This is a genomic window from Segatella maculosa DSM 19339 = JCM 15638 (assembly GCF_000382385.1).
GTDB lineage: Bacteria > Bacteroidota > Bacteroidia > Bacteroidales > Bacteroidaceae > Prevotella > Prevotella maculosa.
The window spans coordinates 211,154-225,940 of record NZ_KB908319.1; the positions used below are offsets into that span (position 1 = coordinate 211,154).

Below are 14,787 nucleotides of genomic sequence, written 5' to 3' on the forward strand. Positions count from 1 at the left end.
TTATTCTATGCACTTATTTCACTGATTTACCAACCCGCATTCTGCTTAAGTACGCCATTACTTAACGTAATCTGTGACAGAGGTATCTGGCAGAAGCCGCGTTTTTTGATGATATTCTCAGCCTCAATGCTGATTCTTTCCCTCACACCACCACTCAACAGCACGGTATTATGCTCTGCAATCTGGTTCGCAGCAGCCCGTAATCCCTGCCGAAGTTGGTCCCAATATCTGATACCTTCAAAGGCGAACTCCCTTTGACGCTCCTTCCAGATGTTCTCTCTCGTAGGAGTAACAGCAACATAATTGCCATTTAGCGAACCATCGTCCTGTGTATAAGCACGCTTGCGCACTTCATTCAAATACTGTTGTGCCTTACTACTGCCCAATTCTGCAGCCATTAAGAGTACGTCAGAATAGCGAAGAAGAATCCAATCTTGATATTGAGAGATCATGAAATCGCCGGCCATGTCGCCTTGCAAGTAGGAAACCAACGACGTTGTCCCGTCTTCTGCCGTCATATTTTTGCTGAGTGGGGTGTATTTCTTGATGGCATAGCCGGTGTACTCACGCTGGTCAGCAATGTAATTCTTTTCATAATCGCGCAGTTGTTGGCAATCTATGATTGAAGCTTGGCGGCGGGTGTCGCCCGGACCATAGACAGAAGCCTGCTTAGGATTGACGGTTAATGCGCCCCATCCCTGACCATAGCGGTCGTAAACATTGGCTCCGGTTCGCATACCCAGGTTTACGACAAAACGGTTTCCATCGTTATTGCCGTTATAATCGGCCGTATAGTTGAACTTCATCGACAAAACTGTCTCCTTGTTTCCTACACCTGCATACGAAGACTTGTCCACCCAATGGTCAAGATACTTGCCCGTTTTGTCATCAGAAGCTGCAGGCCAGAGATTTTTGAATTGAGGTATCAGTCCGTATTCGCCACTTTTGATTACTTCTTCGCAATAACTCAAGGCCTTTTCCTTTGTAAGTCCGCCGGGAACTGGCTTACCTTCATTATGATTATAATAGCCATCGTAGAACAGATAGACGCGGGCCAGCATTCCCATTGCGGCATAACGCGTGATATGACCATCGTTCTTGGCAGCATCTGCCTTTGGATAGGCATTCAAAGGGATAGTTTCTGCAGCATAGGTAAGGTCTTTCACAATCTGAGCATAGACAGAATCCGGATTAGCTTGCGGGATATTGTCCTTAGAAGCATGTAACAAGAGAGGTATATGCTCCCATGTGCGCACCATATCAAAATAACATAGGCCCCGAATGGCATACGTTTCACCAAGATAGGTGGCGCGTGCTCGGTCATCATCCCATGCAATTCCCCCGGCCTTATCAATGAATTCGTTGCAGCGAAAGATAGCCGCATAATACGAAGCCCAAAGCGTATTGTGCATATCTGTGTAAGATGGCGCCTGATTCATATCAAAACGATCCAAAACCTGCGTGTTTCGACCATCTGTATTGCCCGTTCCTCCAAAACATTCATCGCTCATTGTCTCGGTAAGCTGATAGATAGTGAAGCTTGGTCCATCGGAAACTGTTCGCTGCCAACCGTCATAACAGGCATAAAGAGCACGCAAACCATCTTCCTGACTCTTGTAGTAATTTGCAGAATTGCTCTCTGTTTTCGACGTTACGTCAAGCCAATTGTCACCGCACGAAGAGAAAACCGCGGCTGAAAACATGGACAAAACCGCCATTGTTATTGTATTTGTTTTCATATTTAATGTCTTTAGCTAATTAGAATTTAAGATTTACGCCCACTAAAATCGTACGGGGACGGGGATAATAGCCAAGATCGATGCCTGAAGCCCAGCTATTCACTCCATATCCAATCTCCGGATCCATGCCATTGTACTTGGTGAACGTCAAAGCATTCTGAATTTGGAAGTACAAACGAGCCTGAGAGAACAACTGTGTCTTGAGTATTCTCACGAAATCATAGCCCAACGTGATGTTACTTACACGTAGAAAGCTGCCATCATGAATGAACAAATCGGAGAACTGCCAGTTAATATTGTTCTCTGTTACACGAGGATACTTGTTACTTGTGCCTTCTCCAGTCCACCGACTCAATACTTCGGTCGTGTAGTTCGCTGTTTTCGTGCCAACATTCCTGTAAGCCTGTACGACATCATTGCCCACCATACCATTCGCAGTGACATTAAAATCGAAGCCTTTATAGTCAAAACCCAAGGTAAAACCATAAGTAAAATCGGGCATTCCATTGCCGAGGTTCACCTTATCAGCGTCATTGATGACCCCATTATGGTCAATATCGTAGTATTTCACGTCACCCGGCTGCACATCACTCTGTAAAACACCGTTCCCGGAAGCTATCCAATCATTGATATCTTGCTGATTTTGGAAGACTCCTGCTGTCTTATAACCCCAGAAATAGCCTATAGGACGCCCGTTACTGGCACGATAGAACTCCGTGGAATTATCATAAAGCTGCCCATTGCCGTCGGTTCCATGAATGATTCCGTCCTCCGTTGGAATGTTTCCTACCTCATTATGGTTATAAGCTCCATTGACATTGACGTAATAATGAAGGTCCTTACCGATACGATCGCTCCAACTTAAGCCCACTTCCACGCCGGTATTCTTCACGTCTCCACCATTAATATAAGGTGCACCCGTCCCGGCTGTAGCCAAAATCGGGGCAACTACGAGCCAATCTTTCGTCGTTTTGTAATACCAATCGAAGTTGATATTCAACCGACCGTCAATGGCTCGGGCATCAAAACCAAGGTCTATCTGCTCTGATGTCTCCCATTTCACCTTTTCATTTGCCAATCTACTCTCATAAGCTCCATAGAATGGAGCCTGAGCAGCAGCACCATATTGATTACCGAACAGATAATAAACGCCAGCCGTAGTGATGGGAGATACAAACATCAAGTCTCCGATATTCTGATTGCCCACTTGTCCCCAGCTGACACGCAGTTTGAAATAATCCAAAACGTTGGCTATAGGCTTCCAAAAGCGCTCGTTTGAAACCAACCACCCTGCACTTACAGAAGGGAAATAGCCCCAACGGTTTCCCCGTGCGAACTTACTTGAGGCGTCAGCACGCAGTGTTGCATTGAGCATATAGGTCTCTTTCCAGTTCCAACCAGCACGTCCGAAGTAAGAGAACATGCGTTGTTTCAAAGCAGGAGCACCGCTTGCACTCAGTCCGTCTTCAGGAGAAGAGGCGGTTCCATTGCTGATATAGGCGTGACTCCAATCATCGAAGCCGCTCTTTAGCTTACCTTGACCCGCACCCACGCCGATTCCGCTAAACTGATAGGCCTCGGTTCCGACGAGTGCATTAAGACTATGCGCCTTCCATTTCCAACTATAGCTCAGCGTATTGGTCCATGTAAGCTGATGATTGTGGCTTGCATTCTGGCTAACACGCGTTTGATTGATATTCCGCGAATAGTCGCTGAACTCGTAAATGGGTGTGAAATTGCGGTAATCTGAGCTATAATACTCGTAACCTACGACTGTTCGGAAGTGCAGGTCCTTGAGCCATTCGGTATCGGCATAAACATTGGCACTGAAACGGGCCGCATTGTTCTCGTTGTTGGTGTTGGTCATCATCAAACCATATGGATTTCCCATCGCTTGGACATCTTGCCAATCCATGAACTTCGTGTTTAAATAAGGGCTCTTGTAGTTGTTCTTGCCATAGACGGGAACCAAAGGAGACATTCCAAAAGCTCCTTTTAAAGTGTTATTATAGGCATTTCCAACGGAAACACCGCGATTCTTTGTGTAGATAAAGCTCACCTGCTCGCCTATTTTCAGCCAAGGTTTCACCTGCCAATCCGAATTGACACGGAAATTATAGCGTTCATAGTTGCTGACATCCTTGCCGCCAACGATTCCTTCTTGGTTCATATAGCCGAGAGTGAGGGCATAATTCCCGGTTTTACTGCCACCTGTGACACCTATATTATACGAACCCGTCTGCGCATTCTTCCGAAACATCTGGTCAACCCAATCGGTATCGATCACACTTCCATCTGTATTGTAAATACTTTTATAAGCCGACCAATCGTAAGGCTGCTTACCTGAGTTGATAGCCTGCTCATCAAGTATCGTCATATACTCATGTGCGTTGAGCATTTTAACCGAACGTGGTTTGTTCTGCCAGCCGACATACCCATCAAAACTGACGACTGCGCGTCCCTCCTTACCGCTCTTGGTCGTGATGAGCACGACACCATTGGCCGATTGTGAGCCATAAATCGCAGCCGAAGCCGCATCTTTCAGTACATCGATGCTTTCAATGTCGGCCGGATTCAGCGAAGCAATGTCGCCACGTATCCCATCTATGATATAAAGCGGGTCGCTTCCGTTGATGGTTCCCATGCCGCGAATGTTCACTTTCAGCCCCGAACCGGGCTGACCGCTTTGCGAAATGATGGTCATACCGGGCGTTTGCCCCTGCAAGGCCTGCAAAGGATTGGAGGTATTCAGCTTTGCAATGTCGTCGCCTTTAACATTAATGTTGGCACCGGTGACGAGTTTCTTCTTCTGAACACCATAACCAATGACGACAACATCGTTGAGGGAGTTGGCTTCTTCTTCTAATTTGATGATCAGATTGTCGCCGTTCACTTTCACACGTTGCGTGATAAAACCGATATAACTGACGACAAGCGTCTGCCCATCATTGGCCTCTATAGAGAAATTACCATCAAGGTCGGTCACAGAACCACCCTGTTTGCCCTGCACAATCACGGTTGCTCCCAGCAAAGGTTCGTTGTCTGAGGCCGACAACACCTTTCCTGTGACCGTTTTGGCACAAATACTTGTTGTCCATAACAGCATGAAAGCCGTCATGACAACCTTGCAAAAGAAATCTTTGCTCCGCATAAGCGTCTTTTTCCTCATAGCTACTTTGTGTTTAGGTTATTGTTACTTTATCTGTATTCCATGATTTGCGACTATCGAAGTCATTCGTTTGCAAATTTAATTAAAACACGACAAAGCGCTACGTCTTTATGTTTTCAACGTAGACACCAAAAGTTACGATGACTGTATGAAATGTTTCTACAAACAGTATGATTTGTATCGAAACAGAACACCTAGCCCGATGTATAGGAAGAGCCTTAGTCTTGGAAATAAACGCGCTTGACACGGTTGCTGACGCCCGTCAACACCTCGTATGGAATGGTTCCGATGATGTCGCTAAGCACAGTAACCGGCAAGCGATCGCCAAAGATTTCGACGCTGTCTCCCTCTTTACAATCAATCCCGGTCACGTCGATCATAGCCACATCCATGCAGATGTTGCCCACATAGTCAGCCTTTTGACCGTTGACAAGACAGTAACCACGACGGTTACTCAAGTGCCGGTCGAGCCCATCAGCATAACCTATGGGTATAGCGGCTATCATACTGTCGCGCTCAAGAATGGTCTTTCGACTGTAACCGACGCTGTCTCCGGCCGGAACCTTGCGCAACTGAAGTATCGTTGTCTTCAAGGTACTGACGTTATCAAGGGTCTCATTGGTACGCGGATTGATACCATAGAGTCCCAATCCCAGCCGACACATGTCCATCTGGCGGTCGGGAAAGTGCTCAATTCCGGCACTGTTGTCCATGTGGAACAGGATTTTGTGGTCGAATACCGCTTGAAGTCTATCCGCCCCAAGCCTGAAAAGCTCGTATTGACGGGCACTGAAGTTGTCAAAATCATCACTGTCGGAACCAACGAAGTGGCTGAAGACCGACCGGGGAATGACCGCTGTCTGGCGTTTCAGCCGTTTGATGAGCTCATCCATGTCTTTTCGCGGGTCGAAACCCAGACGATGCATGCCCGTATCAAGTTTAATGTGGACGGGAAAGCCCGTGATGCCTTCTTTTTCGGCCGCTTTCACCAACGCATCCAGCAGACGGAACGAATAAACCTCGGGCTCGAGGTCATAATCGAACATGGTTTTGAAGGCCGTCATCTCGGGATTCATGATCATAATGCTGCTCGTGATGCCGTTTTTCCGCAGGGTTACGCCTTCGTCTGCCACTGCAACAGCCAGATAATCCACGCGATGGTCCTGCAGTGTCTTGGCGATTTCAACGCTACCGGCACCGTAGGCATCGGCCTTGATCATGCATACGAGCTTGGTTTCGGGCTTCATAAACGAGCGATAGCGGTTCAGGTTCTTCACAACGGCATTGAGATTAACCTCCAATGTCGTTTCATGTACCTTCCGAACAAGCAGTTCCGTCAGCCTGTCGAAGCCGAAACGCCGTGCCCCTTTGATGAGAATCACCTCGTCATGCAGCTGCTTGAACACATCGCTGCCTATCAGTTCGTCAACGTTGTCAAAGAAATACTCCTCCGACAGCTTGATGCTTGCGGCGTATTTCTTTAGTTCTTCGCCTATGCCGATGAACTTTTCAACTCCTCGTTGCCGGCACAATCGACCCACTTCTTCGTAAAGTTCGTGCGTGGTCATGCCGCTTTGATAGATGTCACTCAACACAAGCGTGTGCCGACGTCCTTGATGATCGGGCCGACGGTTCATAAAATCGAGCGCAATATCCAGTGAATTGATGTCCGAATTATAGCTGTCGTTAATCAACGTGCAGCCGTGACGCCCCTGTTTCACCTCCAAACGCATGGCAATCGGCTCGAGTTGCCGCATGCGCTCGCCGAGTTTGTCGGCCCCGATACCCAATGTCAGCGCGACAATTGCGCAGGCAAACGAGTTATTGACCGATGCTTCGTCGATGAATGGCAAGGAATAGCGATGCTCTTCACCTTTATATATATAGGTGACCTCGGTGGTTTGCGCTTTCTTCTCTATCGCTTTCACGAAGAAAGGCGCACGCTTGTCGGCAACCGACCAGAAGAGACGCTCGCCCTTCAGGTCTTTCAGCTCGCTCACACAGCGACCCACCAGATCGTCGTCGCCATTGTAGACCACAACCTTGGCATCGCGGAAAAGCTTCAGCTTCTCTTTACACTTCGCTTCCTTGCTGCTGAAGTTCTCTTGATGGGCGTCTCCGAGGTTCGTCAGCACGGCAATGGTGGGCTGAATGATGTCATGCAGGGCCGCCATCTCGCCCACCTGACTGATGCCGGCTTCGAAAACGCCCACCTGTGTGTGCTCGTTCAGCAGCCAAACACTAAGCGGAACGCCTATCTGCGAGTTGTAACTGCGGGGCGAACGCGTCACAAACAGGTCGTCACTCAGCAGCTGATTGAGCCATTCCTTCACCATTGTCTTGCCATTACTGCCCGTAATGCCGACTATCGGTATGTTGAATTCGTCACGATGTCGCTCGGCCAAGCGCTGAAGTGCCTCCAATGTGTCGACCACCTTCAGGAAATTGGCATCGGGATAGTCGGTCTCGCGATTGAACGGCACCTCCGTCACCACGAAATTCCTTACACCACGACGATATAACTCGGGAATATAGTGATGCCCATCATTGCGTTCCGACCGCAACGCAAAGAAAAGTGTCTCTTCAGGAAAACAAAGTGAGCGGCTGTCTGCAAGGATAAAGCCTATTCTTGCCACGTGTTCACCAAAACGACGCGCACCTATCAGTGTGGTTACTTTCTCAATAGTATATGTCATCGTGTATGATTTATGTTGTTGTTCTGACTACAAAATTAATGCAAACCAACGACATATCAAAATAAAAACGAGACGAATTCGATGCCCGGCAACAGTGAAATGCCTTCGCACATGCAGCATCTCGCCATCGGTTTTGCAAAAATCAAATCTCAGTTCTTAACACTTCGCGGCCGAAGAAACTGGGAACGAGAAGCAAATAAGATTGACCCTTGGTGGCCATTTTCACCTTTCTGCGGTTCTGTTTCAACCGTCTTGCAAACCGGTTCCGCCCATCTTGCAATCCTGTTTCAGTCATTTTACCGCGCAATCTCACCCATTTCACCATGCAATATGGGTGAGATTGCACGGTAAAATGGGTGAGATTGAAACGCAGGGTGTAAGTAGTTGATTATCAATATGGATTTGATGGCATATCAATAAGAATGAACATGCGTCGGAAGCTACCCACCAACCGAAACAGAAATCGGTTTTCCGGGGCGCAATATGCGCTATCCGAAACACGGGTGCACCATCAAATGAATGATGATACACCCGCGTTTGTTTCTTTTATGACTGTTTCGGCCCGCTGTTCTCCGTCAGATGACGGGGTATGTGGCCGTAAACAAGGGCGCTATGTCTTGTCCATTGTCAACGTCGGCGCACAGATTACTTGCCTTTGGGGGTGGAACTTGGAAGCGGAGCGCCATCGAAGACTAAGGCAACCGGCACTTGAAGGTAGTTGTTCGAGGCTGCATCCATCTGTATTGCGCCTGCAACAATCTGCATACGTACATTAGGTTTCTTGACAACCAAGCCGAAAGAGAAACGGTTGTTGATATAGAAATAGACGGCAACCTTATGGTCTTTGCCACCGAATTTCAGCGTAAATTCTTGCTTAACCGGGTTCAACAAGAAGCCTGCAGGGGCGAGCCGATAGTAGTTGGTCAGGCATTTCAGGTCTTTGTTGGGGGCTTTTTTCAATGCTTCTTTCAGGTCTTTGTCCTTCACATAGTTGGCAAATACACTCAAAGGGAAGTCTTTTATGATGACCGTACTGTCGGTCATGATGTCCCATTTGATTTTCAATGTGTCGGAATTGTCCTTCGGATTCTTCTCATTCTTGGCCGGATAGATGAAATCGCCCGCGTAGTTGCCCTTCACTTCAAGGTAGGCTTGTTGTTTTTCTGCAGGCGTCAGCACCTTGGTATCATCGTTACCGGGGTCACAAGCAACGAACATGAGCGACAGGATTGCGAGGCAACCCAAGAAAGAAAGTTGTTTTTTAGATGTTTTCATTGTCTTTTTGAATTTAAAAATTAATCGTATCTTTGCCCTATAAAGTGCATTAAGCGCATAAACTTGCCTGACGTTTGGTTAAGAAAGGTTAAACATTGGAAGTTGAGGCAAGCTATCCGCTTCTGTGTATTTAATAGGTGAAACGAGGAAAACGGCAGATATAAGAAAACAACGGAAATGACGTTCTAAGAGTAGATAGGGTTCACTGCGGCATGAAATTATTCACTACAGACAAGGAAGAGGCCATTGTTCGCAAGTTAAGCAGGGGAGATGCCACTGCCATAGACTTGCTATATGCGGCGTATGCTCCCCATCTGACAGCGGTATGTGCCCGCTATATCCCTCGAAAAGACGACATGAAAGACGTCTTACAAGAGGCTTTTATCAAGATGTTCAGCAATGCTTCGGGCTTCAATTACCGTGGAAAAGGGTCGCTAAAAGCCTGGGCTACGCGCATAGTCATCAATGAATCGCTGCTCTTTCTACGCCGAATAGCAACGTCAGGTATGGTGTTTACAGACAAAGACCTGCCCGATCAGATTGATGAAACGCCCGATGTGAGCACGCTGAATGCCGAGGAAATAACGGCCATGATAGGCCGGTTGCCGCCGGGTTACCGCATGGTTTTCAACCTATATGTGGTGGAAGGAATGAGTCATCAGCAGATTTCGGAACTGTTAGGCATCAAAGTTGACACCTCGGCCTCGCAACTTCACAAGGCGAAGGCAATGCTTGCACGTATGATTAAAGAACACCGGAAACAACAAGAACAGCGCGTATGAAGAATTGGACAGACGACATCAGACAACGCTTGCAGGGACATCGACAGGCGCCTCCGCAAGAATTGCTCGACAATATCAAGGTCGAGCTGCAGCGTCGCGGCCTTACACCGGCGCATTCTTCGCAAACCACCCACGTCGGAACGGGTAAACTGTGGTGGGCGGCAGCCTGCTTGACGGCCGTTATCGCGGGTGTGGGCGTGTGGTGGCTGCGCCATTCGGAGCCAACGTCAATGCCGCTCATGGCCCAAAAGCAGGCCGTGACCGACCAACCGACACAAGTTCTTGGGCAAGCGGCCAACTTGCGACAGCAAAACCTGCAGCAACGGCTTGCTGTATGGGCCGGCAAGGAGCCAATAAGGCCCATAGCGGCCCGGAACGTGCAGGAAGTTAAAGCTGCTTCGGCCGTGAATTCCGTACCTGTGGAGCCGTCTCCGGTCGCCTCGACCACCGAAACAACGGTGCAGCCCCCTGAACAAAGGCCGGCAAGACCAGCCCGACGACCCACTAACGGCCCTACGAATATCCCCTCACACCCGGCACCTCGCCTCGCTCACCGCCTGTCATGGAGTGCCTATACCGAGGGAACCGGTCTTTCAAACAGCGGCGGAAACGGCCTGCATGGGAATGAACGGCTGCTGAATGTCATGCTTCGGGAGCCCAATGGCGAAAAGCCGGTAGCCGCACCGGGCTATCATGCATTGCAATATCACCATCGGCAGCCCGTGAAAGTGGGACTTTCCGTTGGCTATCGCATGGGTGAAAGGTGGTCGGTTCACACGGGTTTGACTTATAGTTACATGTCGGCCGACGTCAATCTGACGGGTTCGGAGTCGGAAAACGGGCTGCAACGCCTGCATTACGTAGGCATTCCGCTGGCCGTAAGCTATGGATTATGGCAACACAAGCAGCTTCGTGTCTACGCAACGGCAGGGGGTGAGGTCGAGAAATTGGTCAACGGACAGTTGAAGTTCACGCAGGTATCGGCGCAAGAGCAGCAACATTCGGAGACAATTTCGCTCAAAGAGCATCGCTTGCAATGGTCGGTTAACGCGGCGGTTGGCTTGGAATACCGGCTCACCAAGCAGTTTTATCTGTATGCGGAGCCGGGTGTGAGCCACTATTTCAACAATGGAAGCGATCTACAAAACAGTTATAAGGATAAACCTACGGGCTTCCAACTGCAGATAGGAGTAAGAATCAAATAACCAAAACAAAGGAATATGAAAAAAATTATCATGTTGTTGTGTGCCGCTTTTCTGTTGATGGGCTGCACAAAGCGTCCAAAAGCCGTTGAATATCAGGTGGCCAAGAACTACTTTTTCGTCAATAATTCGCCGCGTTCCATGTCATTGAAGATGACAACGGAGCTGGAATTCGGTAAGTATTTCGGCATGGCTGCCTTCATGGGTAAGGACGGTCAGCCTACAGAAATAGACTTTAAGAAGCAGTTTGTCATTGCAAAAGTGCTGCCAGAAACCGACACTTTGACCCATATCACGCCGCTTTCGCTGACGGAAGAGGGGAAAACGTTGCGCTTGAAATGCAAGATTACACGTGGAAAGAAGCAATCTTATACGATGCAACCGTTCGTTCTGCTCATCGTTGACAGGAAGTATATCGACAAAGAAGTGACGGAATAAGGCCCGAAGAGCGGGGCTTTATTCACAAAGATGCGAGACAAGCACCTTAATGCCAATGGCAATGAGGATAAGTCCGCCCAATAATTCAGGCCTCAGCCTGCGTTCTATCGGCTTACCGAAGTGGGTTCCAAGGTACATTCCGGCGACAGACAGCATGAAAGCGGCCAACCCAATGACGAAAAGTGGGTAGGCAAGCGTCGCAATGTGCCTGAAACCCATGCATGCAAACGATATTCCTATGGCCAAAGCATCGATACTTGTGGCCACAGCCAACATCAGTTGCGTCTTCAATGTGTGTGGGTTCATCGAGTGTCGTTCGGCAGGAAGGAACGCATCCCTAATCATTCTGCCTCCCAAGAAAGCCAACAAACCGAAGGCAATCCAATGGTCCATCTCTTCTAAATAGTGGGCAAAGAGACTGATTCCAAGCCAACCAGCCAACGGCATCAGTAGCTGAAAGAGCCCAAAAAGCATGGCCATGCGGAGCGTAATGGGCCAAACAAGCTGCTTGATGATAATGCCGCACGTCGTTGAAACAGCGAAACAATCCATGCCTAAGGCTATGGCGAGAAACCAAATATCGAGTTGACTGATCATAAATACATGAAAAAGCCCCCCTTTCTGATGCAAAGGGGAGCCTTATCTACCTTATTTTTTATTTCACTTGAATGACCAAGAACTTGCTTGTGCTCCAGAATAGCTGTGGATTTGTAATGTTCAAGGTGTATTGTTTGTTGACATCACGGGTCAAAGTGTAGCTACTTGACGGGTGAAGCGTAAGGATCTTGACTGACTTGGAATACAATTTGACGGTCTTATCCACGCGGATATCGATCTTCGTAAAGTAGTTCTTGTTGAAGTTTCCCTGCAACACTTTGCCGTCGGCAATAATACGTTGCTCCTTCAACTCAGCCTTTGTGCCGAACACATACCATGCTGTATTGAGCTGTTTGTCCTGCGCATTGATCGTTGCTGTCTTCTGTGCGCTCTCCGTTGTCAGGTGACTTACGTTGGTATTCAGGTTGTTTATCGTCTCATCCAGCTCGCCGATGTGAATGTCTTTGGCGTCCAATTCGGCGCGAAGTTGCTGCATTTGCTGGTCTTTCTCGTCCAATTGCTTCACCAAATTGTCTATGGTTGACTTGAGTTGTGTGCCTTTTAGCGAACTTGTTGACAGCTGTTGACGCAGCTTAGTGATGAGTTCTCGGTTCTTTTTCATGCGCTCTGTGATGAACTTAATGTTCTCTCTTAGCACCTGTTTGCTATTGTTTCCCTCGCCATCCTTGGCTATCGTGACGCGGTTTTCGGCCTCGTTAATTTGACGAAAGCCCTCTTGAACCTCGTTCATCAGGCCCACCATGTCGTTGATTTCCGTATCTTTCTGCGCAAGAATCTGCTTCAATGAGTCGGATTGTTCAACACTTGCAAGATGGTTTTTCGCCTTGTCTTGATTACAACTTGTAAGAGCCAGCAACACTACACCGGCTGTTACGAACAATAATTTCTTCATAATTCTTCACTCCTCTAATTTTGATTTCTGATCTTTATTCTTTTTTATACTTCGTCCCGCCAGCACGATAACGATCTCACCACGCGGGTCTGTTTCCGTAAAATGGGTTATAACGTCTTTCAAAGTGCCCCTCACATGCTCCTCATGCACCTTGGATATCTCGCGCGACACGCTCACCCGGCGGTCTTCGCCGAACACTTCGGCAAACTGCGTCAGCGTTTTCACGAGGCGATAAGGCGACTCATAGAACACCATTGTGCGCGTTTCGTCCTGCAATGCGAGCAGATGTGTCTGCCGACCTTTCTTCTGTGGCAGGAAACCTTCAAAGCAGAAGCAGTCGCACGGCAGCCCCGATGACACCAAAGCTGGCACGAATGCCGTTGCACCGGGAAGCGTTTGGACTTCTATTCCGGCTTGGGAAGCCTCGCGAGACAGGTAAAAACCGGGGTCACTAATGCCCGGAGTACCGGCGTCACTCACCAATGCTATGGTCTCACCTGCCCTTAATCGCTCCACAATTCCTTGTGCCGTTCCATGCTCATTGAACTTATGATGTGCCATCAAACGGTTCTTGATATCGAAGTGTTTCAGCAAGATTCCCGACGTACGGGTGTCTTCTGCCAGCACAAGATTGGCTTCTTTCAATATCCGAATGGCCCGAAGCGTCATGTCTTCCATGTTGCCAACGGGTGTAGGCACAATGTATAACGTTCCCATATTCAGTCACAAATATATACAATTCTCCAAGATGTGCAAAATAAAGCGGGGCTTCTTTGCAATTTTTAAAATATAAACTGGCAAGTGGTAAGATTTGTTTTTTTTCATACTTCAAGGCTTACAAACTGTCATTCAGGCCCATATTGCCGCCCGATATGCCCATGCTTGCTTCGCAGGAGCCATGAGAGAGCCGACCATGATGAATAACTTCGTTTTGCAACATGACCCATTTTACCGTGCAATCTCACCCATATTAGCCGCTAATCTCACCCATTTTACCGCGCAATATGGCTGAGATTGCAACGCAAGATGTAAACGGTTGATTATCAATCTCCAAACTATGCTTTCCCGATTGACCCATGCAGTTCGCTCTCCCTTCCTTCAGAGGGGTTGGGGGAGGCTCCCTCTTGCATCAAAAAGGGGCTTGCCTCACGGCAAACCCCTCCCCAAATACAGAGTTAAAGCATAGGTATAGCTATATTTTACTAATGATTCCGGCTTGCGTTGCCTTGAGAAAAGCAACGATATTTCGTATTTCCGGGCCGTCGGGCACTTGGTCTTCGATCTGCCGAATGGCATCGAACAGACTCGTTTGTCCATGGAATACCAACCGATAAGCATTGGCTACGTGCTTCCGAACCTTCTCTTCTATGCCGTTAGCGTCCATCATCACCGTGTTAGGACCGCCATAACTGACGGGCTTTCCGCCTGCGATAACGTAGGGAGGAACGTCTTTCGAGAAGGTCGTTCCGGCCTGAATCATGGCGCAACATCCCACACGTGTCTTCGCATTTTCAATGACACTGGAACTGAAAATGACGTTATCTTCGATGTAACAGTCGCCGGCTATCTTCGTTCCATAGCCGAAAACGCAGTGGTCACCCACCACAGTATCGTGGGAGATATGGGCACCTTCCATCAAGAAATTACCGTTTCCGATGACCGTTTTGCAGCCTTCATGCGTGGCACGATTGATGACAACGTTCTCTCTTATGATGTTATCATCGCCGATAACAAGCTCACTTTGCTCGCCACAGAAGTTGAAATCCTGCGGCAAGGCAGCAAGGACTGAACCCTGATGCACCTTGTTGTTGTTGCCCATACGCGTGCCGTTGAGAATGCTCGTGAATGGGAAAACGACGCAATTGTCGCCGATCACCACGTCGTCCTCAATGTATGCGAACGGGAATATCTTACAGTTGTCGCCGATTTTTGCCTTAGGCGACACCTCTGCTCTTGGACTTATTTCACTTGACATA

12 protein-coding genes and 1 pseudogene are annotated in these 14,787 nt (G+C 48.3%); 4 read left to right on the forward strand and 9 right to left on the reverse strand.

Going from position 1 to position 14,787, the window contains the following annotated elements; translation table 11 throughout:
• Positions 1-26: 26 nt before the first annotated feature.
• The 4 genes and pseudogenes from H164_RS16125 to H164_RS0100870 form a co-directional block, all read right to left on the reverse strand.
• The gene (locus tag H164_RS16125) at positions 27-1,067 is read right to left on the reverse strand and encodes a RagB/SusD family nutrient uptake outer membrane protein (protein WP_406675528.1); all 1,041 of its coding nucleotides are present in this window, start codon (positions 1,065-1,067) and stop codon (positions 27-29) included.
• A pseudogene (locus tag H164_RS16130) lies at positions 1,053-1,739 on the reverse strand (RagB/SusD family nutrient uptake outer membrane protein); the annotation flags it as partial. The pseudogene H164_RS16130 and the gene H164_RS16125, both read right to left, overlap by 15 nt.
• Before the next feature lie 19 nt (positions 1,740-1,758).
• On the reverse strand, positions 1,759-4,908 hold the full coding sequence (locus H164_RS0100865; RefSeq protein ID WP_026356189.1) for a SusC/RagA family TonB-linked outer membrane protein: 3,150 nt from the start codon (positions 4,906-4,908) through the stop codon (positions 1,759-1,761).
• Positions 4,909-5,126: 218 nt separating this feature from the next.
• Positions 5,127-7,604, reverse strand: coding sequence for a bifunctional UDP-N-acetylmuramoyl-tripeptide:D-alanyl-D-alanine ligase/alanine racemase (locus H164_RS0100870; RefSeq protein ID WP_019966881.1), 2,478 nt, complete (start codon positions 7,602-7,604; stop codon positions 5,127-5,129).
• A gap of 81 nt (positions 7,605-7,685) precedes the next feature.
• On the opposite strand from H164_RS0100870, the gene H164_RS15645 reads away from it, so the two are divergent.
• A complete protein-coding gene (locus H164_RS15645; RefSeq protein WP_155808018.1) occupies positions 7,686-7,955 on the forward strand; it encodes a hypothetical protein in 270 nt (89 codons plus the stop codon).
• A gap of 294 nt (positions 7,956-8,249) precedes the next feature.
• Here the strand turns inward: H164_RS15645 and H164_RS0100880 are convergent, their stop codons facing one another.
• Positions 8,250-8,879 (reverse strand): DUF4840 domain-containing protein, encoded by a 630-nt coding sequence (locus H164_RS0100880; RefSeq protein ID WP_019966883.1) that lies wholly within the window; start codon positions 8,877-8,879, stop codon positions 8,250-8,252.
• 212 nt (positions 8,880-9,091) lie between these two features.
• On the opposite strand from H164_RS0100880, the gene H164_RS0100885 reads away from it, so the two are divergent.
• The 3 genes from H164_RS0100885 to H164_RS0100895 are packed head-to-tail and all read left to right on the forward strand — an operon-like array spanning position 9,092 to position 11,301.
• Positions 9,092-9,661: an RNA polymerase sigma factor gene (locus H164_RS0100885; protein ID WP_019966884.1), complete on the forward strand. Its 570-nt coding sequence runs from the start codon at positions 9,092-9,094 to the stop codon at positions 9,659-9,661.
• Positions 9,658-10,866 carry a porin family protein gene (locus H164_RS0100890; protein WP_019966885.1) on the forward strand — a complete coding sequence of 403 codons (1,209 nt, stop codon included), beginning with the start codon at positions 9,658-9,660 and terminating at the stop codon, positions 10,864-10,866. Before H164_RS0100885 ends, H164_RS0100890 begins: the two co-directional genes overlap by 4 nt.
• 15 nt (positions 10,867-10,881) lie before the next feature.
• On the forward strand, positions 10,882-11,301 hold the full coding sequence (locus H164_RS0100895; protein WP_025829785.1) for a hypothetical protein: 420 nt from the start codon (positions 10,882-10,884) through the stop codon (positions 11,299-11,301).
• A gap of 18 nt (positions 11,302-11,319) precedes the next feature.
• Here the strand turns inward: H164_RS0100895 and H164_RS0100900 are convergent, their stop codons facing one another.
• The 4 genes from H164_RS0100900 to lpxA all read right to left on the reverse strand — a co-directional run bounded on the left by H164_RS0100900 (position 11,320) and on the right by lpxA (position 14,786).
• Entirely contained in the window at positions 11,320-11,898 is a 579-nt protein-coding gene (locus tag H164_RS0100900) for a manganese efflux pump MntP (protein ID WP_019966887.1), read from the reverse strand.
• Between the two features lie 58 nt (positions 11,899-11,956).
• Entirely contained in the window at positions 11,957-12,811 is an 855-nt protein-coding gene (locus H164_RS0100905) for a Cbp1 family collagen-binding glycoprotein adhesin (RefSeq protein WP_019966888.1), read from the reverse strand.
• A gap of 6 nt (positions 12,812-12,817) precedes the next feature.
• Positions 12,818-13,528, reverse strand: coding sequence for a 16S rRNA (cytidine(1402)-2'-O)-methyltransferase (gene rsmI, locus H164_RS0100910; RefSeq protein ID WP_019966889.1), 711 nt, complete (start codon positions 13,526-13,528; stop codon positions 12,818-12,820).
• Between the two features lie 475 nt (positions 13,529-14,003).
• Positions 14,004-14,786: an acyl-ACP--UDP-N-acetylglucosamine O-acyltransferase gene (gene lpxA / locus H164_RS0100920; RefSeq protein WP_025829783.1), complete on the reverse strand. Its 783-nt coding sequence runs from the start codon at positions 14,784-14,786 to the stop codon at positions 14,004-14,006.
• Between the last annotated feature and the right edge of the window lies 1 nt (position 14,787).